Genomic DNA, 24,961 nt, shown 5'->3' on the forward strand with positions numbered 1-24,961 from the left:
GGAGAAAGATAAGCATTCTAAGCGTTAGCTCATCTCCTTTCTTTAATATGGAATTTCGGTTATTCCATTTTTACTTCGCACCGTTGTTACGCTCATTCTAAAGCGTAACAACAGGTCAATCACAATGTCTCGACACCACTCGACTCCGAGGCAAGGAACGCCATCAAACTCTTTTTCATGGAAAGCAATACCAACACTTAGCTTTAGAAATGCCAAAACATCAGCGCTCTGCAAAACCATAAAAACCGCGCTAGTAACATTAATAAAAACCGCAATCGGCTTAGGCACTTTGTATTTCGCGTCTCTGGCATTTTCGAAATTAAGCACGATTCATGGTACGGAATTGCCAGAAACTTACTTTGTGGATGGTTACCCCAGCATATTGGTATTGCTCGATTCTGAATTCTTTATGGGCGTCATCTTCTGCGTCACCATTAGTGTGATTGTGTATGTGTTGTATTTATTGTGGCAGTTACACGAAGTCGCGGTTCATAAAGCACAAAAAATGTCGTCCGCTCATACCCAAATTGTGTTTGCGCTTTCTCTATGTGGATTGTTTATTGATAAAGCATGGTGGGTACTCGCTATCATTATTGCCTTTACTCGTTGGGACATTGTTTCAGACTCGCTCTCCAACATCATTCGTAAAGGTCTTCACATCACCAAAAGTACTAAGGAGTAATCATGAAAGAGATTATGCTCCCTTACATTCTGATCTGTTGGATTTTAGTCAGGCTAAAAGTGGTAGCTTGGACGCTTAAAAATGCGGTTGTGATGGTGGGGCTAGGCGCTTTTATCGCCTTTATGTTGTTTACCGCGCATCGCTTTTGGTCACCTGCAGACCTTACCGACAGTACAACAGTAAAAGCCCCTCACGCAGTACTCAGCCCTCTCGTTGGTCAGGAGGTAGAACAAGTACTGGTAAGTCACAACCAACACGTCCGTGAAGGCGATTTGATTTACGTATTGAAGTCAGAAGATACCGATTCACAAGTCAAAGGGCTACAGGCACAAAAGTTGGCAGCAGAAGCGGAAATTGTTGCCTTAAAACATCAGATTACCAACGATGAGAAAACATTACGTCGACTGGAAAAGCTGGACGATTTTGCTCAAGAATCGCACAGAGACGACACCAAAACACGAATCGATGCTAACAACGCAAAAGTGGCGGCAGTGTTTGCTCAAATCAAATCGATTGAAGCGCAGATCGCGACAGCCGAATGGCAAAATGATCGCCGAGAGGTTCGCGCACCTTTTGATGGACAGGTGTCGATTGCTAACCTTGCTGAAGGCACCCGTGTCGGTAACATGCATTTATACAACACGTCGAAAAAGTTTGTGGAAATGCGAATTGCGGATCAAACCTATCGCAACATTAAGGCTGGTCAATTTGCTGAATTTTATGTGGATGCATACCCCGGTGAAATATTCAGAGGACGTGTTCATAGTGTTACGGCAGGAACAGGGGAAGCGAGAGTATCGGTGGTGAATGGCACACAACACGTACGCCAACACGTCAATAACAATGCAGGGACACATGGGCGTACTGTCATCATCGAATTTGAAGAACCTCAGGGCTACAACGTCCCCATTGGTGCAACCGGTTCTGGCTGGATATCAGCAACTAAGCCACATGAAATGCTCGGCTTTATGGACATCATTGGTGCGGCAGCGGTGAGGTTAAAGGCCTACAAAGCGTACTTCTCGGCCATGTAAATATTGGCTGATGTATCGAAAGCGCAGTCTCCTATAAATTGGCTGCGCTATTTCTCCATCCAGCTTTGAGCTTTCTGCTCTAAGACATGTTCCACCAGCGCCATTAACCATTGAGTTTTAGGGTTGTTGCGCTGAGAAGCTTTAACTATGACGGCCACATCCAGCTCAATTGGCGTCACATTTTGTTGCTCAGAAAAAGGCGCGTAGCGAATGGTGTAGCAATCTTCCATTAAGCGGTTCATTAACTCATAGTTATCGATCTGAATCGTTGGCTCTATTGATGGGTCTATTGCATGAAAATGGTGCGTATATTCATTGATGCCCGAGACCAAAAACTTCACATATTCTCCGCTAGGGTTACCATCGATAAAACCCGCGCCTTTATGCAATTTTTTCTGGTAGAAGTGCTGAGATTTGTCGCTAAGAATATGAACGCCAAGGTCGACATAGTCTTCTAAAATAAGAGACTCACTGGTTTGTTGCCAAGTTCTTAATTCGATGACGGCTTGGGTTTCTTTCCTAATCGCTTTGATCAATTCTGTCCCACACGCCACTAGATACGGCTCGACCAAATGCAGCGAGATATTTTCCAGTTTACTTGGATCAAATTCTTCTGGGTGAAGGGCTTGCTGAACTTGTTCTAGCGCGGCTTTGAGTTTGGGTTCGACTTCACACGCGTAAGACGTGGGAGTCAGCCCATCACTACCACGAACAAACAATGGATCGCCCAACTCATCTCTAAGCTGTGCCAATACTTTAGACACGTAAGATTGAGAGCGACCAATCTTTAGCGCAGTGCGCTGAGTAGAATGGGTTTGCATTAATGCTAAGAAAACGGGAATGGAGTTTAAATCGCTTATCAAATTGTTACCTCATATTCGTTACAAATAGCTTAATGAAATAAAAACAACACTCTCAATTACATTCATTTCAGCATTAAACTAATGGTGCATCTAAATTACTAATAAACAAGTTAAATATTGTTATTCAATAAACAATTATCCACATAGTTTTTATTGGGACTTAGACACTATGCAACTACCAAACTGGGAAACCTTAAATCGAAACTTTCCAAACCTACCTGCTGCTACTGTTTTTACGCAGATTGGTGGGAAAGTAGCCTTAAATTACGAAATTGGTGTTTTTAAAAATACTTGTGCTACTAGAATTTCTAAAGCTCTAAATGGCTCAGGGGGGGAGACACAAAATCCCATACTACAAAGCTGTAGGTCCAAATGGAAGAATGGAAGCTCAAGTCTCTTCTGGCAAAAACAAGAATTGGCACATTTTTCGTGTGAAAATTTTAATCAAATACCTAACTGAAAAATATGGTTCTCCCAGCACTTATATCCCAAGTGAATATAAAAAAGAAATATCAGGGAAAAAAGGTATTATTATATTTGAAGTTAACGGATGGGATGACGCCACTGGACATGCTGATCTTTGGGATGGGGAAGATTGCGTCTACGCTAGCTACGATTCATCTGCTCATAGAATTTTATTTTGGGAGGCTCCGTAAATGAAAAAAGGCAAAGCATTAATGTTGTCGCTCCTATCTACAGCACTGCTTGTATGCGCTCCTTCCTACGCAGGACTAGAGCACAAGCAATTGTTAAACTTTGCCCATGTAAACTGCCTGTTTAACTACATGAAAAGTATGGGGTATGAAACTGAAGATCTTAGAACCCTGTCAGCTGGAATTGTTGAAAAAAGTACTCTAGACCCAGAAAAATTTGTGCGTGTACACGAACTCGTAAAAAGTTACGAATCTAGCGCCAAGTACAAAGCTGACGTTGATACCAACTTAACAAAATGCTTCGAGATACCTTTCGATAAGAACTTTGCAAAAAAGATAGAGGAAATTGCACTCGCAAAGTAATAGAGCAAAGACTATTTGATTTCTTCTTTTACCAATTCGCGGAGCCATATATTTTTGTCTCTGGTGTGCTGGCGTGATGACCAAATCAAAGATATAGCAAAGTCGTTCACATCAATGGGTGACTTAGCCATCACCAGTTGGTCATCAAAGCCTTCAATTTGTGCCATTCGCTTGGGCACAATGGCAAGCAGCTTTCGCTGACAAAGTAATTGCCGAATAGTCAGGAAATTCCCTGCTGCTACACGTACCTGACGGGATTCATCCATCTGTTCCAGATGTTTATCGATACCGGTGACCAGTTCGCCGCCCGGGCTGACTAGCGCATGGTCAATTGACAGATATTGCTCCAGTTTTAGCACTTTGACCTTGCCAAACAGAGACTCATCAAAAAGGCACACATGTTCTTCATCATATAGGTGCTCACTTTGAAATCTCGCATCCAGATCAGGAAAGCTTCCCACAACCACATCCAGCTTTTGCTCTTCAACCAATCGAACATAGTTGCTTCGGTTGACGTTAACAAAACATATCTGGCTTTCAGGTGCCTGTCTGGAGATAACATCAAACAATACAGGTGCAAAAATAAATTCGGCGTAGTCCGTTAAACCTATTCGGCACACACCTTTATAGTCTTTGGGTAAAAAGACTTTGGGAGACAGCAGCTCTCCGGTCACTTTATCTAATATGCTCTCGACGGTAGAGGCTAATGAGAGTGCTCTTTCGGTCGGCAACATGGTATGACCATGCCTCTCAAATAACGGATCATCCAAAAGCACTCGTAATCTAGCCAAGCTGTGGCTCATCGCCGATTGACTCAAATGCAACTGTTTGGCAGCAGCACTCACACTCTGAGTTTCAAACAAGGCAGAAAATGCCACCAAAAGATTTAAATCGATGCTTTTCCAATTAATGTCGAGACGCATACCTCACTCCCTGCCCCACTATTACTTTCAACCAAAACCAAACTAAAACTCAAACCCATTTCATTCATATTCTATATTAAAACTATCAATTTGAATCATTTATGTTGTGCCAGTAGTCTTTCTACCAATAACCACTGTATTTAAATTGGACTTGGTAGATGTTCTCGATTTTTAAAACCTTTTTCCTGCTTGGTTGGGTAAGCTTTGGAGGCCCAGCAGCGCATATTGGGTACTTTCGAAATACCTTTGTTGAAAAGCTCAAATGGCTAAGTGAAGAAGAATACGCACAGATTGTTGCACTCAGCCAATTCTTACCTGGACCAGGTTCTAGCCAAGTGGGCTTTGCGATCGGTTATCGCAAAGGAGGAATTACGGGGGCAACGGCGGCTTTTTTAGGCTTTACTTTGCCTTCCATTCTTCTGATGTTGGGGCTGGCTATTCTCAGTAGCCAACTCACGGATTCCAGCCTCTTCCAAAATGTCATTCACGGACTGAAGTTGCTCGCTGTTGTTGTGGTTGCCGATGCGACGATCGGCATGTATCGGAATTTCTGCCAACATAAAATAACTATTGCCTTGTGTGTTGCAACGGCTATGGCACTTCTGTTATTTCCTAACCTGTATACGCAGATGATGGTTTTAGTGGTTGCCGCTCTTATAGGGCAAGCCTTTTTGAAAGGGCAACCGAAAGCAAACGACACTTCCCATCCAATACAAATCAACTGGATGCCTCTCATTGCGTTTGTTGTTCTCTTAATAGGTTTACCTATCGCGGGTAATTTAATGAAAGAGATCCAACTGTTCAGTGACTTTTTCCAAGCAGGTAGCTTAGTATTTGGCGGCGGTCATGTGGTACTGCCCTTGTTGCAAAATATTATCGGTGAACAAATCAGCCAAGATGCATTTCTTACTGGTTATGCCGCAGCTCAAGCCGTGCCTGGACCTATGTTTACTTTTGCTACTTACATCGGCTACGAGCTTTTACCCACGTCTCCTGTTGCTGGCGCATTACTGGCAACCATAGCGGTATTTCTTCCGGGTTTCTTACTGTTATTGGCGGTATTAAATAACTGGCAAGAGTTGGCAAACAAAACCAAATTAGCGGGTGCTGTCGCAGGTGTAAACGCATCGGTAGTCGGTCTTTTATTAGCGGCTCTCTACCAACCTGTTTTTACCAGTGGTGTATTAACGGGGGCAGATATGGCTGTAGTTTTGGCCGGTTTTTATTTGTTGAAACAACGTAAACTTCCCATCGTTGCTCTTGTGGCATTTTTCATTGCCGCTGGTATATTTCTTGGTCAATTAATGGCTTAAGGCTTGTCCAAATTTAAGATAAAACCGAGCATGATCTGCTCGGTTTTTTCACTTTCTTTAATAGCTAATTTATTGATCGTTTTTCATGCAAAAGATCGTTTCCTTGACTAGACTTGATCGTTAGATATTCACTTATCTTAAGTGCACATTTATTTATAAAAAATTCGCACTCAAGGCTTTAGACATAGAGGATCGTGGTTATGTTTATTCGGCAGCGTCAGTCGTTTCATTCTTTTCCAAGTCAAATGGCATCTTTAAACCAACATCTTGAGCACGTTCACCACCAAATAAAAGATAAAGTGCCTCAAGTGGATCGGATCTCATTTACCTTATACGACGCGCATTTGGATCTTCTTCGTACCTACGCTGAAAGCGATACGGATGGAAATACATTAAGCCACCATGAATACCCTTTTTCGGAATGTCGATCCCTTCAAGAATGTGCCAATAAAAATCTATATCGCGTCATCAATGACATAGCGACTACAGTCAATTCCAATCGACACCATTCACGATGGTTAATTGAGCAAGGCTATCTTTCTTCATTTACCGTTCCGACATACCACCACAATCAATTCATTGGATTTATTAACTTCAATTCTCATCAAAGCCATGTTTTTAGCCCACAAGTGCAAAATGAGTTAATGCCTTTTTGTGAACAAATCAACTTCACCATAAACTCGGAATATTCCTTGGTGCATTCCATTTTAACTTCCGCTGAATTGACGCGAGACATATACCCTGGTGCGCAAAGCGATTCTGACGAACACATTTTGCGAGTCAGTCTTTACGCCAAATTGATTGCATTAGAGGTATCTGAGTTATACGAGCTAGATGATGAAACCATTGAGCATATTCACTTGTTTTCTCGCCTCCACGACATTGGCAAAATTGCTTTACCCGATACCTTATTGCTCAAGCCAATTACACTCAACGCACAAGAAAGAAAAGTCATGGAAAGCCACGTTGATAAAGGCTTAATCATCATCAACAAGATCCTTCATAATTTAGGCTCCCCTAAACAACCTTGTATTCAAGTACTTAGAGATATTATGGCTTATCACCATGAGTTTCTGGACGGCAGTGGTTACCCTAACGGGGCTAGCCATAGTGACATTCCTGTTTCAGCAAGGATTGTTGCAGTCGCGAATATATTTGATGCGTTAACCAGCCACCGCCCATATGCCCAAGCTTGGTGTGTGACGTCGGCGCTTCTTGAGTTAGAGAAAATGGTTGCAGATGGAAAACTGGATGGCAATTGCGTTAACGTACTTCGAGATCATCAAGGCTACATAACCCAAGTTCTTGAACAACATCCCGAGCATGATCCGCGTGAAGGTGTGATTCATCATTGAGCCTTTGCCTTAATGTCTTTCCGACAAGTTTAAGGTATTAGGATTGATATCATATAGAGCAAGGTATGCTTCGATCTCATCGGATAACCTTATCGACAACGATAGGTGATTACCGCTTTGGTCTGCTCGTTTTTCAAGTTGTAAAGACGAATAGCTTTGCGTGACCGATTTAGCGATATAATCCAATACCCACATCGATTCTTGAGTCAACTCGTCTTGCTTAAAAGTAAACGTGACATACGCCAATAAGTCGGGTTCTCTCGCTACCGAAACCTCACCACGCGACACCAAATATTCTGCACATTTTTTATCTACACCTAAATTTTGAATATCAGTAATAAGCCACTGATTAATTGGCTTTGCTTTAGCATCAAAATGGGGTTGTGCATGAATAAAAGACGAGTCCAAATTTTGATTTACATACTTGCCTGTTGTTCCGTTCCCCAAGCCAATGGTTTGGTGATATTCAATCACTGGAGCATCACAATGAATAACCAGACCGTTTGACTGGCGATCTAGATGCGAAGCAAAGCTGATGGCTGAAACCAAAAAAAAGAGAGGAACATATAGAAATAAGCTATTTTTTGTGCGCATTAAACTTACTGAATTTCGTCTTTCTTTATCAATAGATGTTGTCCAATTAACGACATAAAAAACTTACTCTCGCTAGTGAACAAAACAATATTGAAGCGATGTAAAACCACAAGTAAACCATTACTGTTCTAGTAAACGAATGAATCAGTCACCAAACATTTATTCCGAGTAAGATGAAGATCCACCTTCAGAAATAGAAATGATCGCTTCTGAAAGGAATACTTGTAAATCATTGTCAAATATCGCGATCACGATTGCCGATAATGCCACGCCAATAATCGCATATTCGATTGCAGTAACGCCGGATTGGTTTTTTATCACCTTGCCAGTACAGATCCTGATGAGATGTATAATTGCTGAACCCATACTTCACTCCAATTATCTGCCAGAGAACTGTCTCTCATCTATAAGGCTAGTTGGATATAGTTAGATCTTCAAACAAAGATAAGCACGATATAAGAACAAAAAAACGGCGAGAAATAATGTAATGATTCGAAAAGAAAATTTGGCTATAGAATGGAAAATTATGGCCTCATTTATCCGTCTACTTTCGGCGTTCAAGTTGTTCTAACATCATCAAGTGAGTAAACGATCTCAAGACATCGCAAAATTTGAATACTACGGTTGACCGAGGCTATACTTAACGACTAGTTTAACATCATGATAACAATTACAATTCATTATAAAAAAAGACATGGAGTCACCTGATGGTTCAGCCTCAAACGACACATAACGCGAAATGCTCTCTCACACCTCCGAATGAACTGATCTTGAAATGGGCACAAGAACGCCCGAATGAGGTTTACCTCAAACAGATCATTAACCGACAATTTGTAGAATTCACCTACGCTGATGTTGCCGACAAAGCACTTAAACTGGTTTCCGCATTGCAATCTTTGGGTTTAGAGCCCGGGGACAAAATAGCGCTGATCTCTAAAAACTGTGCGGAATGGTTTATCACCGATCTTGCTTTGATGTTGGGAGACTACATAAGTGTTCCTATTTTCCCAACAGCAGGTAGTGACACGATAGAACACTGTATAACGCACAGTGGCAGTAAAGCGCTTATTGCAGGCAAGTTGGATGACTCTGCCGCAACAACCGAAGTCATCAATAAGTTATGTGACTTGATCACCCTATCGCTTCCTTACGATTCTGCGCCAAAATGCCAATATGAGTTCACGACACTGATTAGCAACCAAGCCCCCAGCGAACTAAGACCTGAGCAGTACGACGACAAACTGATGTCTATCGTATACACATCAGGTACGTCGGGCTTACCGAAAGGCGCAATGTTAACCTACGGCGCATTCAATTGGTCGAGCCAGAAATTGATTGAACACTTAGGTGTAGACAGCAATGGTAACGATCGATTGATGTCCTATCTTCCTCTCGCTCATATAACGGAACGTGTCTATATATTTGGTACATCGATTCGCGAAGGTGTTATGACCGCATTCCCAGAATCTTTGGATACCTTTATTGAAGATGTGAAGATGCAAAGACCGACACTGTTTATTTCCGTTCCACGTTTATGGACGGTCTTCCAACAGCGGATTCAGGAAAAATTACCTCAGAGAAAACTGAATATATTGCTGAAAATCCCATTCATTAACTCACTCATCAAAAAGAAATTGGCAGATGGGCTAGGACTGAATGAAGCTCGAATATTGGGTTGTGGTTCGGCACCTGTCTCCCCTGCACTTCTGGAATGGTATCGTTCCGTTGGTTTGAACATTACCGAAGCTTGGGGCATGACCGAATCCTTTGCATACAGCACGCTAAACTACCCATTTAAAGCCGATAAAATTGGTACAGTGGGCAATGCAGGCCCTGGCGTAGAACTGAAACTTGCTGAAGATGAAGAGATTCTAGTGCGCAGCCAAGGTTTGTTTGCGGGGTACTACAACAATGATGAAGCCACCAAAGAATCGTTTAATGAAGACGGCTGGCTGCACACTGGCGATATTGGCTCTATTGATAGCGATGGTTATTTAACCATTCAAGGTAGAAAGAAAGACACCTTTAAAACGGCCAAAGGGAAGTTTGTCGCTCCTGTACCTATTGAGAAAAAATTGTTTGAGTACAGCAAAGTAGAAATGATGTGCTTGATAGGTTCAGGGTTGCCGGCTCCAATCTTACTTGCGATACCTCATGCCTATCCTAATTTCGATCCAGCTCGCTATGAAAAACGTGCCGCCAAAGTCATCGAGCGCATGAATCAGACGCTAGAATCTCATGAACAGATTAAAGGCGTGCTCATGGTAAAAGAACCTTGGAGCATTGAGAATGGCATTCTCACTCCTACGCTTAAAATTAAACGCCATATACTGGAAAAGAAATATCACGATGTCGGTGCAAACTGGCCAAAAGGCAAGCTTATCGTTTGGGAAGAGTAACGCCGACCCATTGTATTGATTAACCCATCGCATTGATTAACTCGGGGAGCCAAATGGTTCCCTTTTTCTTTCTTGTCACTCGATACTGCTCGTTATTTAGGCGCTAACTAATATCAGTTGTGATCTTTACCCCTTCTTTTCTACACATTCAAAAATAACCTCGACTTATAGAAAACGTACATAATCCCGATTATTTGCCGAAGTGACTTCAACACCGACATCTTTTTGAAGGTGCTTAGACATGTCGGAAATCTCCGAATAGTGTTCCTTTTCTTTCACTGAGCGCCCATTTTTTCTTTTAGCACCAAAACCCCAAGAAAACTGATAGTTAGGAAATGAAATCTCAAAATCAAAACCCCAATTAAGTGCAATTCTCATAATGTTTCTCCTCATGTTCCGCTTGTTAATTCTTATCATTTGTCGTTATTATGAGATTCAAGCAGGCAATAATCGAACGACGATTACTTACAAATAATATAAGTAGAAGTTATGGACTCAAGACTACGCCACTTATCAGGGCTCCGATATTTTGAAACAGCAGCGCGTTTAAGCAGCTACAGTAAAGCGGCTGAAGAGCTATTTGTTAGCCAAGCGGCAGTAAGTCAGAAAATACGCCAACTAGAAGAGGCATTGGGGTGTAAATTATTTATACGCCAAGGCCGAGAAATGGCGTTAACGGAAAAAGGAAGAACACTTTTCGGGCAAGTTTCTCGTGGCTTTGAGCATATATTGAAAGGTTTGAATCAAATAACCAACGAGCCCATCGACGGTGTATTATCGGTGAGTGCCCCACCTTCATTTGCTTCTCGTTGGCTGCTTCCTCGGCTGTGGAAATTTTCCATGTTGCACCCAAACATTCCAATCAGAGTAATCACGACTTGTGACGATTTGGATCTTCGCCACGGAAACATCGATGTGGCAGTTTGGCAAGGCGACGACATGGAAAATTCTGAAGGCTTGATTAAAGACATGTTGCTGGAAGAACCGATTTTTCCCTATTGCTCTCCTGCTCTCGCGAATTCCATTAATTTTACTGACCCGAAACAACTACTCAATTGTTGGCTAATACATTACGAATCGAAATGTTTCCCATGGGAAGATTGGTTTAAACTTGTCGATGTAAAAATGGAAAAATCACTCATTCAATGGATGGAAGTAGGCACTTTTGATTTAGCCATGAATGCCGTCATTGCCGGTCACGGAGCTTGTTTAGCAACGGAATGTTTAGCATCTGATTACATTGAACGTGGCTTGCTTGTAAAACCTTTTGATATCGGTATGACACCGGGGCTTAAATTTCATTTGTATTCCGACCCTAGTTCTCCACGCCGTGATCGAATCAAAGCCTTCTCAGATTGGATGCATTTCGAAGTATCCACTATTTCAGAGAACGTAGCCCTAGGCTCTGTTGATCTTTCGATGTGATTTTTGCAGCAAAAAGATTGCCGCCAAAAAAGAAAAAACTCAGCATGATAATCATGCTGAGTGCGCGACACATTAAGCGTTTTGTTAGCTCCTACGCCGACAACAAAACGGGATACAGGAAGGTCGCTAACTTGGAGTTAATCCCAAAACGGCCGACGAGATTCTTTGTAAACTTGTTCTTTAGTTAAGCCGAGATCATCAAGCAGATGCTCAGGAATTTCCGCCATCTGCTTGCGCGTGTGGTAATTTTGATGCCATCGCTTAATCTCAGAGAAAATTTTCTTAATTAAATCTGCCGGCTTTCTTGCCACTACTCGTGCCGAATAAATCGCTGATACAGTCATCATTTCCTCCTTGATTAGTTTAAGCTTCGGGGTTAATAATTAATCAAATTAAGTGCGTAGACAAACGATAGAAATTGACATTGAGTTAAGGAAAACTTAAGTGAAAGATAAAATGCCGCCGCTTCAAGGGCTTTACTATTTTTATATTGCTGGGGAATCGGGAAGTTTTAAAGCAGCGGCTAGCCGTTTATTTGTAACGGCAGCTGCAGTTAGCCAACAAATTAGGCTGCTTGAAGAATGGCTTGGAACCGAGTTATTTGTCCGACAGCATAGGAAAGTTCACTTAACTCATGAAGGCGAAATGTTATTCAGACAAGCTCAAAAAGGCTTTGCACACTTACAGGATGGGATTCGACAAATAAACCAAGATCCCGATCCAAATCGCTTATCCATTTCCACGCTTCCTTCTTTTGCTCAACATTGGCTTGTACCTAGAATTCGCCATTTCAGAGAAAGACATCCAGAAGTTGCTTTACTTATCGAGCCCAAAAATGAATTGGTTACCTTCCAAGATTCCAGCGTCGATTTATGCATTCGCTATGGAACGGGGAATTACAAAAACGTCGAAAGCATTTGGCTCATGGATGAAGTGGTATACCCAGTTTGCCACCCGCTTTACCAAAAAGAGCATCAGATCCACACTATTGAAGATCTAAGTAAAGCCGATCTAATTGAAGATATGTGGCCAGATATGGATTGGCAATTATGGCAGCAAACACTTGGTATAGAAGCCGGAAAGTCCACCCTTCAGTACGACGGTTCGCATTTCGTTTTAGAAGGCGCATTATCGGTACAAGGCGTGGCACTGGTTAAACACAGCCTCGCTTATCGTTATCTGCAAGAAGGAAAGTTAGTACGAATTGGCGATGTTGGCTTAAAGCCTAAGTTTAATTACTTTCTATGTGCTCCCTCCGGTTACTTTCGCCGTGAAAAAATCCAAACATTTGCCACTTGGATACAGCAGCAAGTGCAAGAATTTTGTAGCCTTGGTCGTGAAGGATTAACAATCATCGAAACGGACTATTCACTCAAGTGGAATGGAAAAAAACACAGAACGTGAGTTAAGTTCTCCTCCCTCTAGTCGCTCTGACGAATATTCTTTAGGGCGACACAGTAAAGTGCTAATGCGCCATCAAGCATCTGTATATTTAGCGCGTCTTTATCCTGATTGCAGTTCATCGCTAAAGCAAAACCATGCAAGTAATCTCCCAATAGATCTAATGCCTGCTTTTCTTGTTCATCATTGAGTTTAAGTGGCTTCGTCACCAACTTAAAACGCTCAAAAAACACCTCAGCTGGACTGGTGGAGCTCATTGTAAGTAAGGTTTCCAATAGACCAGGATAGGTATCCAATAAAGAAACATAGCTCGCACACAAAGCCTTTAATTCAGTCTCCCATTCAAGTGTTGATGTGGGCATGTAGATCTCTTCAATAAGCGATGTGGTGATCGCTTCAAGCAACGCATTCTTGTTTTCAAAGTAATGGTAAATCGCCATCGCATCTACCTCGATGGCAGTAGCTAAACCTCTGATACTCGGCAATTTTCCTTGCTCCTTTAACAACGCTTTTGCTGTGGAAAGGATGGCTTCCGAACTCAATTGAGGTTTGTTGCCCGTTGGACGCCCTCGCTTCTTCTTGACAGTCATTTCTATTTTCTCTTAAACTTCAATCTAAATTCTACACTGCAGAATAATTGAAACTGGCTTATTTGCCAAGTCACTTACTTCCCCACTAAAAAGGAGACCACTCATGGCAAACATCGTTTTTATTGCGACCAGCCTCGATGGATATATTGCAGACAAAGAAGGCAATCTCGATTGGCTTTACTCTGCTTCAACTCCAGAGGGCAATGACATGGGCTTTTCAGCTCTGATGGAGCGTGTTGACGGTCTAATCATGGGAAGAAATACGCTAGATACCATTTTGAGTTTTGGCGTTGATTGGCCATACAGTAAACCCGTTTTTGTTTTAAGTCACACCATGACATCAGTGCCCAAAGGATATGAAGATAAGATTTTTCTAATCAACGGTGATTTGAAAACGGTGGTTAACGATTTAAACAGGAAGGGGTTTAACGATTTGTATATTGATGGTGGGATAACCATACAAAATTTCTTAGCGGAAGATCTGATAGACGAATTGATTTTAACATCTATTCCTGTGCTGCTAGGTGGTGGTTCTCCTCTATTTGGAAACCTGAGCGCACCAATCAACTTTGAATTGGTAGAGAGCCAAACGTTCAACGCTGCTATTACGCAAAGCCATTACGTTCGAAAACGGACAACATAACCCATAAAGCACATAGGCTAATGGCATCCAAAACTTAAAGAGCCTCTAATAAAACAAAAGCCCCGCCAGCAAGGCTGACGGGGCTTTCAAGTTACATTAGAGGAAAAGTATTACTTCTTCTCTTTCTCTTCTTTAACTTTAGCGATTACTTCTTCAGCAACGTTTTGTGGACATGCTGAGTAGTGTGCGAACTCCATAGAGAACTGACCACGCCCAGAAGTCATTGTACGTAGAGTACCGATGTAGCCGAACATTTCAGAAAGAGGAACGTCAGCTTTGATACGTACGCCAGTAACACCAGCTTGTTGATCTTTGATCATACCGCGACGACGGTTAAGGTCACCGATTACGTCACCAACGTGATCATCTGGAGTAAACACGTCTACAGCCATGATTGGCTCTAGAAGCTGTGCACCCGCTTTAGGCATAGATTGACGGAATGCACCTTTCGCTGCGATTTCAAATGCTACTGCAGATGAATCGACTGCGTGGAAACCACCATCAAATAGTTCAACTTCTACGTCTAGAGTTGGGAAACCAGCTAGAACACCGTTGTCCATCATGCCAGCAAAACCTTTCTCGATTGCAGGCCAGAATTCTTTCGGTACGTTACCACCAACAACTATTGAAGAGAACTTGAAGCCTGAGTTTGGCTCACCTGGTTTGATGCGGTAATCGATTTTACCGAACTGACCAGAACCACCTGATTGCTTCTTGTGCGTGTAGCTATCTTCGATTTCTTGAGTGATAGTCTCACGGTAAGCTACCTGAGGTTGACCAACGATTAGGTCTACGCCGTAGGTACGCTTAAGGATATCAACCTTAATGTCTAGGTGAAGTTCACCCATACCTTTAAGGATTGTTTCACCTGAATCTTCATCAGTCTCAACTTGGAATGATGGATCTTCTGCAACCATCTTACCGATAGCGATACCCATCTTCTCAGAACCACCTTTGTCTTTTGGCGTTACAGCAATAGAGATTACTGGAGTAGGGAATACCATTGGCTCAAGTGTTACTTGATCTTTAGGATCACATAGAGTGTGACCAGTTTGTACGTTCTTCATACCAACGATAGCGATGATGTCACCAGCTTGAGCTGAAGTCAGTTCATTACGGTCATCTGCTTGCATCTCAACCATTCGGCCAACACGCTCAGTTTTACCTGTGTACGAGTTAAGGATGGTGTCACCCTTGTTCAATTTACCAGAGTAAATACGTACAAACGTTAGAGCACCAAAACGGTCATCCATGATTTTGAATGCTAGCGCTTTGAATGTTTCATCAGCAGAAACGAGTGCGTGCTTGCCTGTCTCTTCGCCTTCTTCGTTCATTAGAGGTTGTGGATCAACTTCTGTTGGAGAAGGTAGGTAGTCAACAACAGCATCAAGAACAAGTTGCATACCTTTATTCTTAAATGCAGAACCACAGTAAGCAGGGAAGAAGTCCATCGTGCGAGTACCCTTACGGATACATGCTTTTAGTTGCTCGATAGATGGCTCTTCGCCTTCCATGTACGCTTCCATTAGGTCGTCGTCTTGCTCTACAGCAGTTTCAACTAGCATCTCACGGTATTCTTCTACTTTATCAACCATGTCCGCAGGAACATCAGTGATTTCGAAGTTTTCTGGAAGGCCAGAATCATCCCAGATGTGCGCTTTACGAGTTAGAAGATCTACAACACCAACGAAGTCATCTTCGATACCGATAGGTAGAACCATAACTAGTGGGTTAGCACCTAGTACATCTTTAGTTTGCTTAACAACACGGTAGAAGTCAGCACCCATACGGTCTAGTTTGTTAACGAAGATGATACGTGCAACTTCTGATTCGTTCGCGTAACGCCAGTTAGTTTCTGATTGTGGTTCAACACCACCAGAACCACAGAAGACACCGATACCACCGTCAAGTACTTTAAGAGAACGGTAAACTTCTACAGTAAAGTCAACGTGTCCCGGAGTATCGATAACGTTAAAACGGTGATCATTCCAGAAACAACTTACCGCTGCTGACTGGATAGTAATACCGCGCTCAGCTTCCTGTTCCATGAAGTCAGTAGTAGATTCGCCATCATGTACTTCACCAGTTTTATGGATCTTACCAGTAAGCTTTAGGATACGCTCAGTCGTAGTGGTTTTACCCGCATCAACGTGCGCGAAAATACCAATGTTTCTGTATTTCGATAAATCTGCCATTGTCTTACTCTATTAATAGGATATAAAATGCGCGCAGAGTATATCACAATCTGTCAAGACTGATACCCTTGCGTGCATTTGTAGAAAAAAAACTTTTTAACATTATTTTGAAATAAAAAGTAGCTCTTGGAAGTAAAAAGTAGCCTTAAAAGTTTTTCAATTTGATGAATACGCGTTAACTCACCATGCCCCTTTATATACTCCATTACCTTGAAAAGGTATGCCATTCAGCGACCTTACTTCCCCTCAACGAGCGTTACTCTTCTTTCTTAGTTAAGAAATTCGATCTTTGAACTCTGCATTTCGAGTTTGTACAAGTATAAGTGGGGACACATTTTCAGATTCAAAGGTTAGACTTGTTTATGGTTGTCTGTAAAGACACGATACCAATCATTCTTCATAGAAATGCGCGTTAACTGGGTGTTATCTTGCGCAAGCCATTGTTCTATGGAGTGGCTTAGTGGGTATTGATATTCTCTTTCGGGATCATCGTGGTCAACCACATAACATTGAGCAGATGGATTCTTCTTTAACATCCACTCTAATAATTCAAAGTCGCCGTCCGAGTTCCCAACCACCAATACCGGAGCGATTTCACAACGCGACTCAACAGAACACACTTTCTCTTCATTTATATTGAGTGTGATCGGTTGACCCCCACTGTTACCATACAGTTCAGATCCAAATACCTTATCAGCATGAATACCGAACACCGCTTCAATCCATGGACGAACAAATGGTTCAGAACTGCCAGTACAAACATAACAAGTGAATTGCTGGGAATGAAGTTCATCTATCCACTCTTTCATAGGTAGATAAGCGAGATCCAGATAAGAACAAGAGAAATCGCGATGTTTCGCTCTATCCAGCCATTCACCACTCATCATTTCCAATTGTGCGTTCGAGTAATCAGGGTATGCAAGGTTAAAGGCATCGATTAAAGCCATCCCAGAACCCGCAAACTGTTTTTCAGCCTGTGCTACCGCATCAGAAACCTGAGAACGAACGGTTTCATCCAAATCTTCTTGCAATGCCGCTTTTAACTTATCAATAACAAAGAAGATTTCAGCAAAATACGGTTTCTCACACCACATGGTGCCATCCAAATCAAACACCGCCACCCGCTTCTCTGGTGAAAGATATTGTGGAGATTGCGGGTCTATCCAGTTATGCAATGCTTGTTTCCAAGCAAAATAGACAGGGGTTTCGTTCCAATATGAAGATGAATTCAATGAAGGCTCCGTTTTTAAGTCGCGCATTAAGATCAAGTTACTTCAAGAAGACATTTTCAGCGAATAATTCTTCTTTTTTTGAATGAAAATTTCGGATGTCAATATAAAAATCAAGCTAATTCCTGACAGAAGATCACAATAAAAAGACAAAAAAGTACTTTTTTATAATTTTAGTTCAAACAAAGTATGTAATGCTTGAAAGGGTATCAATATTGATACCGCCTATTTTCCCGCTAATATTTATCAAGCAAATTAGATAGATATATATGACGGTTTTGTTACATAGTTCATGCCACTTAGTAAAGTACTAGAAAATCCACTTCTCAGACTGACCTTCACCTCATTAATTAACACTTTTATCATGTAGGCGAAGTTGCCTATTTAGCTTATTTTTTGCCCAACACTTATTGGTAATCCAGCCAAACAGCAGGTGCCAATTTACCACTTTGAACTTGGGGAGAAAGTTTTAAGTGGATTGTCTATAAAAGCGGTATTTCGATAAGCACCGCACTAACTATAAATACAAGGAATGGACGTTATGACTAAGCGATTGCTCTTAACTGCCTCTACTTTGGCTCTTGCGACAGTATCTACATTTGCTGTATCTGGAGAAACCTACACTCAGAACTTTAACGGTTTCGCTAACCAAACCGATCGAGGTTCTTGGGGAACCGTAGATTTCACACCTGGCACACCCAACCTAACCCCTTCTGATAAAGCATCATACGTTAATGACAGCGATGAACTTCAATTTGAAGTGCGTTGGACATGGAACACCATGCGTCGCATGTTAGGGAAACAAGCTTTCAATACCTTAAGAAAGGAAATTGGTGTTCAGAAGCTTCGCCAGCTTATTGATACACAATGTGAAGCTCGCATCGAAGTAGGTACACAGCGCACATACAATTACGGTGCGCCTTCTGTAGGTGGTTATGTCGCAGAGATGGATTCAGATATCTATCACTGTAACCGCAACAATCCAAAAATTACTGTCGACGGTGTTGTTTACCCTCTTTCCTATCCACAGAAGTCTTCTACTGTGAATATGCGTACTTTTATACCGACAACACCGGGCTCAAAATACTCGCTTACCATTAAATATCACAAGCGTAACTATAACTTTAGACGCTTTGGAATCACAGAAGCACAAGCTTACCGCAACATGAATGTTTGGGTTCGTGGCTCACTTGAAGAAGCGTCGCTACAAGGTGTTGGTGATATCACCTTTACTGGACAACGTGTACGCCTGCCAGCCAATCCTTCGATCTCTGACGCCAACCAAGAAGATGGATTCAACGTGGCGACTATTAGCTTCACAGCAAATCGATTCTACACACCGATTGCATTGGCAGACAGTGGTCACCCAGACTCGTATGGTCTATTGATCAATGAAATCCAAACCGAAGTTACCGAGGTTAATCCTTTTAAAGAAACCTGTGAGCTGTTCTTCCCACCTAACAGCGGCGGTCTGAAAAAATGTCTCACCTCTGGTGGCGAACAAACACCAGACATGTTGAGCTGCAATCTAGAAGTTGACGAGACGTTAGGCAACTTCAAAGTAAATAAAGCAGGATACCGAGCTGAAGCGGAACCTTGGCGTTACGATCCGAGCAACCTTTTCCACGTGAAAAACTACTACAGCGTAGGTAAAGGTGGCATCTCAACCTTGAGACTAGCGAACAATGGCCAATATTCAGGCTGTCCAATCTATGGCAAAACACTAAGATTAGAAGAGTTCACTGGCAACAACTGGGATTACACTCGTTTTGCTGAGCAAGGCTGGATTCAAGTACGACTAGCATGCTTAGACGAGAACAACTTGCGTGTAGCACGCTGGGAAACATTAGAAACTGAACGCCCAGATAACCTACTTATCACTAACAAGAAAGTTGATAAAGTGTTCAACGATGATGATTACCAGTCTTGTTTACTTCGCGCGATTCGCTTCGTAGACAGAACGCACCTTATCCCGGAAGACCAACCTGGTTACTCCGCAGCAAGCGATGGTTATGACGTTCGTAACCTTCGTATCGAAAATTAGAAGTCTTAGGGTCTAGTACCTTAGGTTGAACTGCATGACTCAATCTCCTCCAACCCCGGAGTTGTGCAGTTCCTTTTCTCTTCGGTGCTAATTCCCATCATCTAAATTAGTCATATCTGATGTAAGACATTAGTAGCATATATGAGAATACCTGTTTTCCTGCATTTTTTTTGAATGGAGATCATGTATTCTACCGCGACTCTTAGGGCTAACTCATTGAGAGATGAGGGCGCAAAATGACAGTACCTAAACAACCTTTTAGGGTATTTGCTTTTAGGTAGGCTGCATTGCTGAGTGTTTTTACCGAGACGAAAACACAAAGGAATTTAGAGTAATGAAATTGAAATTTTTAGTTGCAGGCCTAGTAGCACTTGCAGCAACGCAAGCACAAGCATTTGTACCCGCAAGTGTCATTGATAATAACAAACCAAAAGCTGAAGAGTACGTACAGGACTTTAATAGCTACAAGAATCAAGTTTGGGGTTATTGGGCAACTGTTGACCTTTCACCTAACCAAACTCTCTCACCAAGCAACAAAGCAGCTTACACCACCAGCGGTCAAAACATCTTGTTTGAAACACGTTGGACCTGGAACACTCTTAGAAAAATGCTGGGATCTAACCAGTTTGACGAACTTCGCAACAGCATCGGTATAGATGAAATCCGCCGTCTTGTTGATCAAGTATGTGAAGCTCGCGCAGAAGTCGGTAAACATAAAACGTATAACTTCGGCAGCCCACTTCCTTGGTGGGAGCAAAAGAAACAGTATCTAACAGAATTAGATTCAGATACTTACCACTGCCAGAAGCACAAGCCTGCTATCTATGTCAGCGGTAAGCGTTACGACTTGTCTTACCCTAAAAACAACGCTTCTACAGTAAACTTACGTACATTTATCCCAACAACACCGGGCTCTGAGTACGAAGTTGAAATTCGTTACACTAAACGTAACTATCACAACAGTTCCAACAATGCATACCGTGACGTAGCAGTATGGGTTCGTGGTGATATCGAATCGGCGAAACTGGATGGTGGTTCAAACGCCAGCTTTGATGGTCAGCGTGTAAGCTTACCAGCCGCTCCTCACGCTAGCCGCGATGGTCACGGTTTCTACGTTGCACGTATTAAATTTACGGCAGACCGCTTCCACACGGCTATTGCTATTGCAGATAAAGGTCTTCCTGATTCATACGGTATCTTGGTGAACAAAGTACGCACTCATGTAACGAAAGTGAATCCAAATAAAGAAACGTGTGAAGTGCTATTCCCTGCAGGAAGCCAAGAGCTACTTAACTGTTTGAATGGTGGCGAGCCGGCACCTGAAGTTATCAGCTGTAACCTTGAAGTGGATTCAACACTGGGTAACGTAGTGGTAGACCAAGCTGGTTACCGTGCGACAAGTGAACCATGGCGTTACGACCCTCTTAATATCCTACATACTAAGAACTTCTACGGTGTAGGTAGAGAAGGCATCACTACGTTCAACATGGCTTCTAACGGCAAATACTCTGGTTGTCCTATCAAAGGTAAGCGTCTAAGACTGGACGAGTACACTGCGAACAACTGGGACTACGAGCGTTGGGCAGAGCAAGGCTTAGTGAAAGTTAAACTTTCTTGTGTTGACAATGGTATCCGTGCGAGCCGTTGGGAAGTAGTTGAAACTGAACTAGAGAACAACTACCTAATCACGAACAAGAAAATCGACAAACTGTTCAACGACGCTAAGTACGACAACTGTCTGCTTACTGCGGTACGTTTTGTTGACCGTACGCACCTAATTCCAGAATCACAGTCTGGTTACGATGCGAACAGTGATGGTTTTGATGTACGTGCTATGCGTATCGAAAACTAAACACTTTTTTAATTAATACCTTCCCAAAATGCCACCGCTTATGAAGTGCCCCCCAATAGTTGGACACCAATTATTGGGGGTCTTTTTATGTCACGAACACATGATTGGTGTCGAACTTCACTCTCTCTTATTCTTAAAATAAAGACTGTAAATCGAAGTTAAGAATTTATTTATATTAGCCTTTTTTCCGTTTTTGGCTGATCTAATCTATCACCACTCTTAGGGCAAACTGATTGAAAAATCGGGACGCAAAATGACAGTACCTAACATCGCAGTGGTATGCATTCAGGTAGGCTGCATTGCTGAGTGTTTCTGTTAAAAACACAAGGATTAGAGTCATGATAAAAAAAACTTTGGTAAGTTTAAGCCTGGCTTCTGCAGTCTTAGCTTTCCCTATTGCAGCAGATACATTAGACAAATACACCCAACTATTTAATACCTATCAAAATCAGCTAGAACACGGCACTTGGGGTTTGGTTGATTTTACCCCTTCTGGTGAGCAGCTAACGCCTAGTAACCCGCAAGCTTACACATCAGGCAGTACGCTACTGTTTGAACCTCGTTGGACCAAACGCACCATGCGCCATGTGCTCGGAAAATCGCAATACCAGTATTTGGAAAGCACCATTGGTGAAGAAGAAGTTCGCCGCCGTATCAATAACCACTGTGAAGCTCAGCTGGAGGTGGGGACATCTAAAACTTACGGCCAACAATACAAAGGTGGGGGTTATCTTGCGGAGCTAGATTCAGATACATCACATTGCCCTAAAAATCGTCGCTTAAATGTTGGGGGGACGTACTACCCTCTTAACTTCAATAATAATGAAGCTGCAGTTAACATTCGCACGTTTGTACCGACAACTCCGGGGGCGGAGTATCGCTTAGTATTTAAATATCAAAGACGCGCTTACACACCAACGTCACAAGCGAATAATTACTACCGCGACCTTATCAACAATGTCGGTGGTGAAGTGACAAGTGCGACAGTGAATGGACATGGTGGCGTTGGGATCAGCGGTCATCGCCTACAATTTCCTATTCAGTTGAACGACATTAACCTTATTAAAGGTTTCAACAAAGCAGTCGTTCACTTTAAAGCCGACCGTTTTCACACGCCAATCGTCTTTCGCGACAAAGGGTTACCTGACTCTTATGGGTTAATGTTAAAAGACGTAAAAGTATTCGTCACCAAACAGAATCCAAATAAAGAGCTTTGCGAACTTCTTTACCCTGCTGGAAGCGCTGAACTGCAAAATTGCTTGAATGGCGGCTCCACGGGTGTACCTTCAGAAATAAGTTGTAACCTGAACATCGACTCTCAGTTGGGTAACTTTGTTGTTGATCAAGCAGGCGAACGAGCACTAAGCGAACCGTGGCGCTACAACCCTCAAAATATCTTCAGCTGGAAGCAATTCTACTCGGTGGGTAAAGGTGGTATTTCCACGTTCAACATGTCGAACAACGGTAAACTTTCTGCTTGCCCTATCTTCAACAAGCAAATCACCTTGCAAGAGTTTACGTCGAACAACTGGGACTACGAACGTTACGCTGAACAAGGTTATGTACTTGCCAAATTGAACTGTTTAGCGGCTAACGGTACACGAGAAACTCGTTGGGAAACCATAGGAACTGAACGCGACGACAACCTTTTGGTCACTCAAGGGGAAATAGATAAAACCTTTAACGACGCCAAATACCAAAATTGTCTGCTGCTCGCGTTACGTTTTGAAGACCGTACGCATATCATACCCACCACTCAGGCTGGATATGACGAAAATAACGATGGCTTCGACATTCGCAACCTGAAGCTTCAATAAACAAAAAAAGCCACCGCGAGGTGGCTTTCATTCAACGTTTTAACCCAAGTCATCTTGATGATAAAAGTATAAAGCTTACAACTCATCAAACGCTTCAATGGCTTCTGAGAGCTTTTTAACACCATGAATTTGCATGCCTTGAATTCCGCCTTTTGGCATATTAGCGGCTGGAACAATGGCTTTGGTGAAGCCGTGTTTGAACGCTTCCATTAATCGCTCTTGTCCACTGGGTACAGGGCGGATTTCACCCGCTAGCCCAACCTCACCAAACACCACGACATCTTTCGGCAATGGTCGGTCTCGAAAGCTCGATAATAACGCCATCACTAACGCAAGGTCGGCACTGGTTTCAGTCACCTTAACCCCGCCAACCACGTTCACGAATACGTCTTGGTCAGCCATTTGTAAGCCGCCGTGTTTATGCAAAACGGCAAGTAACAAAGACAAGCGGTTTTGCTCCAACCCCACCGCCACTCGGCGAGGGTTAGCCAGCTGCGAATAATCCACCAACGCTTGAATTTCAACTAAAAGTGGACGCGTTCCTTCCCACACCACCATGACTGAACTGCCAGAAGTTTCCTCTTCACCACGGGATAAGAAAATGGCAGAAGGGTTACTGACTTCTTTTAGCCCTTGCCCTGTCATCGCGAACACACCCAGTTCATTCACCGCACCAAAACGGTTTTTGTGGCTGCGCATAGTACGGAAACGCGTGTCTGTACCGCCATCTAACAAGACCGAACAGTCAATAATGTGCTCCAACACTTTTGGCCCTGCCAACGTGCCATCTTTCGTCACGTGACCAACAATAAAAACGGCCACATTGTTCTGTTTGGCGTAGCGCGTTAGAGCAGTTGCGGACTCACGAACCTGCGCCACACTACCAGGTGACGATTGCACATCGGCAACATGCATCACCTGAATGGAGTCGATCACCATAATGCGGGGCTGTTCTTTTTCTGCAATTTGGCAAATTTTATCGACATTGGTTTCAGACAACATGCTGAGGCTGTCTTTTGGCAAGCCCAATCGCGATGCTCGCATTGCGACCTGTTGTAAAGACTCTTCACCTGTCACATATAGCGAAGGCATTTGGCTTGAAAGCAAACACATGGTTTGTAAAAGAAGTGTTGATTTACCAGCTCCAGGGTTACCACCAATCAGAATAGCCGCTCCCGGCACAATCCCACCACCAAGTACTCTATCTAATTCTTTGAACCCACTAGAAAAACGAGGTGCTTCTTGAAGATCAATTTCCGAAAGCTTTTGTACTTTGGATTCTGTTCCAGAGCCTGCATACCCTGAAAGCCTTTCATTACGGGCTACAGTTGGCGAAGCGGCAAGACGAATTTCAGATATGGTGTTCCAAGCCCCACAAGCGTTGCACTGCCCTTGCCAGCGGGGGAAATCTGCACCACAATCATTACAAACATATGCACGTTTTGCTTTCGCCATAGAACTTGCCGTCCCTCAATTATTTACAATAAAAATTTAACATTGGGGTCATATCTCTGATCATAAGAGTATAATTATTTTAAAGATAACGATTATGTCGTCGATAACCCAGTTAGGACAGGTACTTTAAC

At 42.7% G+C, this 24,961-nt stretch carries 23 protein-coding genes and 2 riboswitches; of the genes, 13 read left to right on the top strand and 10 right to left on the bottom strand.

The annotated features are described in order from the left end of the window. Window positions 1-124 precede the first annotated feature (124 nt). Window positions 125-682, top strand: a complete 558-nt coding sequence (locus tag CW749_RS15520) for a magnesium transporter (RefSeq protein ID WP_237322464.1) — start codon at window positions 125-127, stop codon at window positions 680-682. Between the two features lie 2 nt (window positions 683-684). Further along, the gene (locus CW749_RS15525) at window positions 685-1,716 is read left to right on the top strand and encodes an efflux RND transporter periplasmic adaptor subunit (RefSeq protein ID WP_101113182.1); all 1,032 of its coding nucleotides are present in this window, start codon (window positions 685-687) and stop codon (window positions 1,714-1,716) included. 47 nt (window positions 1,717-1,763) lie between these two features. Here CW749_RS15525 and CW749_RS15530 read toward each other — a convergent pair whose 3' ends face one another. Then, window positions 1,764-2,576, bottom strand: coding sequence for a LysR family transcriptional regulator (locus CW749_RS15530; protein WP_101113423.1), 813 nt, complete (start codon window positions 2,574-2,576; stop codon window positions 1,764-1,766). A 383-nt stretch (window positions 2,577-2,959) separates the two neighbouring features. Here CW749_RS15530 and CW749_RS28425 point away from each other — a divergent pair, with 383 nt between their 5' ends. Next, on the top strand, window positions 2,960-3,235 hold the full coding sequence (locus CW749_RS28425) for a T6SS effector amidase Tae4 family protein (protein ID WP_237322466.1): 276 nt from the start codon (window positions 2,960-2,962) through the stop codon (window positions 3,233-3,235). Beyond that, window positions 3,236-3,595: a hypothetical protein gene (locus CW749_RS15540; protein ID WP_101113183.1), complete on the top strand. Its 360-nt coding sequence runs from the start codon at window positions 3,236-3,238 to the stop codon at window positions 3,593-3,595. It abuts the gene before it with no gap. 11 nt (window positions 3,596-3,606) lie between these two features. Here the strand turns inward: CW749_RS15540 and CW749_RS15545 are convergent, their stop codons facing one another. Next, window positions 3,607-4,518, bottom strand: a complete 912-nt coding sequence (locus tag CW749_RS15545; protein WP_101113184.1) for a LysR family transcriptional regulator — start codon at window positions 4,516-4,518, stop codon at window positions 3,607-3,609. 158 nt (window positions 4,519-4,676) lie between these two features. On the opposite strand from CW749_RS15545, the gene chrA reads away from it, so the two are divergent. Further along, window positions 4,677-5,831, top strand: a complete 1,155-nt coding sequence (chrA, locus tag CW749_RS15550; RefSeq protein WP_101113185.1) for a chromate efflux transporter — start codon at window positions 4,677-4,679, stop codon at window positions 5,829-5,831. Window positions 5,832-6,031: 200 nt separating this feature from the next. Continuing rightward, the gene (locus tag CW749_RS15555; RefSeq protein ID WP_101113186.1) at window positions 6,032-7,186 is read left to right on the top strand and encodes an HD domain-containing phosphohydrolase; all 1,155 of its coding nucleotides are present in this window, start codon (window positions 6,032-6,034) and stop codon (window positions 7,184-7,186) included. A 9-nt stretch (window positions 7,187-7,195) separates the two neighbouring features. Here CW749_RS15555 and CW749_RS15560 read toward each other — a convergent pair whose 3' ends face one another. Together CW749_RS15560 and CW749_RS15565 are read right to left on the bottom strand one after the other, a co-directional pair. Next, complete coding sequence (locus CW749_RS15560; RefSeq protein WP_101113187.1) at window positions 7,196-7,780, bottom strand: hypothetical protein; 585 nt, start codon at window positions 7,778-7,780, stop codon at window positions 7,196-7,198. A gap of 159 nt (window positions 7,781-7,939) precedes the next feature. After that, entirely contained in the window at window positions 7,940-8,146 is a 207-nt protein-coding gene (locus CW749_RS15565) for a Flp family type IVb pilin (protein ID WP_101113188.1), read from the bottom strand. A gap of 341 nt (window positions 8,147-8,487) precedes the next feature. Here CW749_RS15565 and CW749_RS15570 point away from each other — a divergent pair, with 341 nt between their 5' ends. After that, window positions 8,488-10,179 (top strand): AMP-binding protein, encoded by a 1,692-nt coding sequence (locus CW749_RS15570; protein WP_101113189.1) that lies wholly within the window; start codon window positions 8,488-8,490, stop codon window positions 10,177-10,179. A 165-nt stretch (window positions 10,180-10,344) separates the two neighbouring features. Here the strand turns inward: CW749_RS15570 and CW749_RS15575 are convergent, their stop codons facing one another. Next, window positions 10,345-10,557 carry a hypothetical protein gene (locus tag CW749_RS15575; protein WP_101113190.1) on the bottom strand — a complete coding sequence of 71 codons (213 nt, stop codon included), beginning with the start codon at window positions 10,555-10,557 and terminating at the stop codon, window positions 10,345-10,347. A 111-nt stretch (window positions 10,558-10,668) separates the two neighbouring features. Between CW749_RS15575 and CW749_RS15580 the strand changes: the two genes are divergently transcribed. Next, on the top strand, window positions 10,669-11,604 hold the full coding sequence (locus tag CW749_RS15580) for a LysR substrate-binding domain-containing protein (protein ID WP_101113191.1): 936 nt from the start codon (window positions 10,669-10,671) through the stop codon (window positions 11,602-11,604). A gap of 137 nt (window positions 11,605-11,741) precedes the next feature. Here CW749_RS15580 and CW749_RS15585 read toward each other — a convergent pair whose 3' ends face one another. Beyond that, on the bottom strand, window positions 11,742-11,948 hold the full coding sequence (locus CW749_RS15585) for a DUF1127 domain-containing protein (RefSeq protein ID WP_101113192.1): 207 nt from the start codon (window positions 11,946-11,948) through the stop codon (window positions 11,742-11,744). 100 nt (window positions 11,949-12,048) lie between these two features. On the opposite strand from CW749_RS15585, the gene CW749_RS15590 reads away from it, so the two are divergent. Next, window positions 12,049-13,008 (top strand): LysR substrate-binding domain-containing protein, encoded by a 960-nt coding sequence (locus CW749_RS15590; RefSeq protein ID WP_101113193.1) that lies wholly within the window; start codon window positions 12,049-12,051, stop codon window positions 13,006-13,008. A 17-nt stretch (window positions 13,009-13,025) separates the two neighbouring features. Here CW749_RS15590 and CW749_RS15595 read toward each other — a convergent pair whose 3' ends face one another. Then, window positions 13,026-13,595, bottom strand: a complete 570-nt coding sequence (locus CW749_RS15595; protein ID WP_101113194.1) for a TetR/AcrR family transcriptional regulator — start codon at window positions 13,593-13,595, stop codon at window positions 13,026-13,028. A gap of 103 nt (window positions 13,596-13,698) precedes the next feature. On the opposite strand from CW749_RS15595, the gene CW749_RS15600 reads away from it, so the two are divergent. After that, window positions 13,699-14,238, top strand: coding sequence for a dihydrofolate reductase family protein (locus tag CW749_RS15600; RefSeq protein WP_101113195.1), 540 nt, complete (start codon window positions 13,699-13,701; stop codon window positions 14,236-14,238). 110 nt (window positions 14,239-14,348) lie between these two features. Here CW749_RS15600 and fusA read toward each other — a convergent pair whose 3' ends face one another. Both fusA and CW749_RS15610 read right to left on the bottom strand, forming a co-directional pair. Next, window positions 14,349-16,433, bottom strand: coding sequence for an elongation factor G (gene fusA, locus CW749_RS15605; RefSeq protein ID WP_101113196.1), 2,085 nt, complete (start codon window positions 16,431-16,433; stop codon window positions 14,349-14,351). A 350-nt stretch (window positions 16,434-16,783) separates the two neighbouring features. Further along, window positions 16,784-17,665 (bottom strand): HAD family hydrolase, encoded by an 882-nt coding sequence (locus tag CW749_RS15610; RefSeq protein WP_180958421.1) that lies wholly within the window; start codon window positions 17,663-17,665, stop codon window positions 16,784-16,786. A 538-nt stretch (window positions 17,666-18,203) separates the two neighbouring features. Between CW749_RS15610 and CW749_RS15615 the strand changes: the two genes are divergently transcribed. From CW749_RS15615 to CW749_RS15625, 3 genes are all read left to right on the top strand, one after another. Beyond that, entirely contained in the window at window positions 18,204-19,706 is a 1,503-nt protein-coding gene (locus CW749_RS15615) for a hypothetical protein (protein WP_180958422.1), read from the top strand. A gap of 196 nt (window positions 19,707-19,902) precedes the next feature. Beyond that, window positions 19,903-20,001: riboswitch (cyclic di-GMP riboswitch) on the top strand. 39 nt (window positions 20,002-20,040) lie between these two features. Then, window positions 20,041-21,558, top strand: a complete 1,518-nt coding sequence (locus CW749_RS15620; protein ID WP_101113198.1) for a hypothetical protein — start codon at window positions 20,041-20,043, stop codon at window positions 21,556-21,558. A gap of 213 nt (window positions 21,559-21,771) precedes the next feature. Beyond that, a riboswitch (cyclic di-GMP riboswitch) is annotated at window positions 21,772-21,865 on the top strand. Between the two features lie 31 nt (window positions 21,866-21,896). Next, complete coding sequence (locus tag CW749_RS15625; RefSeq protein ID WP_101113199.1) at window positions 21,897-23,375, top strand: hypothetical protein; 1,479 nt, start codon at window positions 21,897-21,899, stop codon at window positions 23,373-23,375. A gap of 75 nt (window positions 23,376-23,450) precedes the next feature. Here the strand turns inward: CW749_RS15625 and radA are convergent, their stop codons facing one another. Next, on the bottom strand, window positions 23,451-24,830 hold the full coding sequence (gene radA, locus CW749_RS15630; RefSeq protein ID WP_101113200.1) for a DNA repair protein RadA: 1,380 nt from the start codon (window positions 24,828-24,830) through the stop codon (window positions 23,451-23,453). Between the last annotated feature and the right edge of the window lie 131 nt (window positions 24,831-24,961).

Origin of the sequence: Vibrio sp. vnigr-6D03 (assembly GCF_002835515.1) — a bacterium.
In the GTDB taxonomy this organism is placed as follows: Bacteria; Pseudomonadota; Gammaproteobacteria; order Enterobacterales; family Vibrionaceae; genus Vibrio; species Vibrio penaeicida.

What these genes read in the sequence shown, in the direction of transcription:
- CW749_RS15570 (WP_101113189.1), top strand. Translation starts at nt 8,488, where the DNA reads ATGGTTCAGCCTCAAACGACACATAACGCGAAATGCTCTCTCACACCT.
- CW749_RS15595 (WP_101113194.1), bottom strand. Translation starts at nt 13,595, where the DNA reads ATGACTGTCAAGAAGAAGCGAGGGCGTCCAACGGGCAACAAACCTCAA.
- CW749_RS15525 (WP_101113182.1), top strand. Translation starts at nt 685, where the DNA reads ATGAAAGAGATTATGCTCCCTTACATTCTGATCTGTTGGATTTTAGTC.
- CW749_RS15625 (WP_101113199.1), top strand. Translation starts at nt 21,897, where the DNA reads ATGATAAAAAAAACTTTGGTAAGTTTAAGCCTGGCTTCTGCAGTCTTA.
- CW749_RS15600 (WP_101113195.1), top strand. Translation starts at nt 13,699, where the DNA reads ATGGCAAACATCGTTTTTATTGCGACCAGCCTCGATGGATATATTGCA.
- CW749_RS15585 (WP_101113192.1), bottom strand. Translation starts at nt 11,948, where the DNA reads ATGACTGTATCAGCGATTTATTCGGCACGAGTAGTGGCAAGAAAGCCG.
- CW749_RS15520 (WP_237322464.1), top strand. Translation starts at nt 125, where the DNA reads ATGTCTCGACACCACTCGACTCCGAGGCAAGGAACGCCATCAAACTCT.
- fusA (WP_101113196.1), bottom strand. Translation starts at nt 16,433, where the DNA reads ATGGCAGATTTATCGAAATACAGAAACATTGGTATTTTCGCGCACGTT.
- chrA (WP_101113185.1), top strand. Translation starts at nt 4,677, where the DNA reads ATGTTCTCGATTTTTAAAACCTTTTTCCTGCTTGGTTGGGTAAGCTTT.
- CW749_RS28425 (WP_237322466.1), top strand. Translation starts at nt 2,960, where the DNA reads ATGGAAGCTCAAGTCTCTTCTGGCAAAAACAAGAATTGGCACATTTTT.
- CW749_RS15545 (WP_101113184.1), bottom strand. Translation starts at nt 4,518, where the DNA reads ATGCGTCTCGACATTAATTGGAAAAGCATCGATTTAAATCTTTTGGTG.
- radA (WP_101113200.1), bottom strand. Translation starts at nt 24,830, where the DNA reads ATGGCGAAAGCAAAACGTGCATATGTTTGTAATGATTGTGGTGCAGAT.
- CW749_RS15575 (WP_101113190.1), bottom strand. Translation starts at nt 10,557, where the DNA reads ATGAGAATTGCACTTAATTGGGGTTTTGATTTTGAGATTTCATTTCCT.
- CW749_RS15620 (WP_101113198.1), top strand. Translation starts at nt 20,041, where the DNA reads ATGAAATTGAAATTTTTAGTTGCAGGCCTAGTAGCACTTGCAGCAACG.
- CW749_RS15580 (WP_101113191.1), top strand. Translation starts at nt 10,669, where the DNA reads ATGGACTCAAGACTACGCCACTTATCAGGGCTCCGATATTTTGAAACA.
- CW749_RS15540 (WP_101113183.1), top strand. Translation starts at nt 3,236, where the DNA reads ATGAAAAAAGGCAAAGCATTAATGTTGTCGCTCCTATCTACAGCACTG.
- CW749_RS15560 (WP_101113187.1), bottom strand. Translation starts at nt 7,780, where the DNA reads ATGCGCACAAAAAATAGCTTATTTCTATATGTTCCTCTCTTTTTTTTG.
- CW749_RS15555 (WP_101113186.1), top strand. Translation starts at nt 6,032, where the DNA reads ATGTTTATTCGGCAGCGTCAGTCGTTTCATTCTTTTCCAAGTCAAATG.
- CW749_RS15565 (WP_101113188.1), bottom strand. Translation starts at nt 8,146, where the DNA reads ATGGGTTCAGCAATTATACATCTCATCAGGATCTGTACTGGCAAGGTG.
- CW749_RS15615 (WP_180958422.1), top strand. Translation starts at nt 18,204, where the DNA reads ATGACTAAGCGATTGCTCTTAACTGCCTCTACTTTGGCTCTTGCGACA.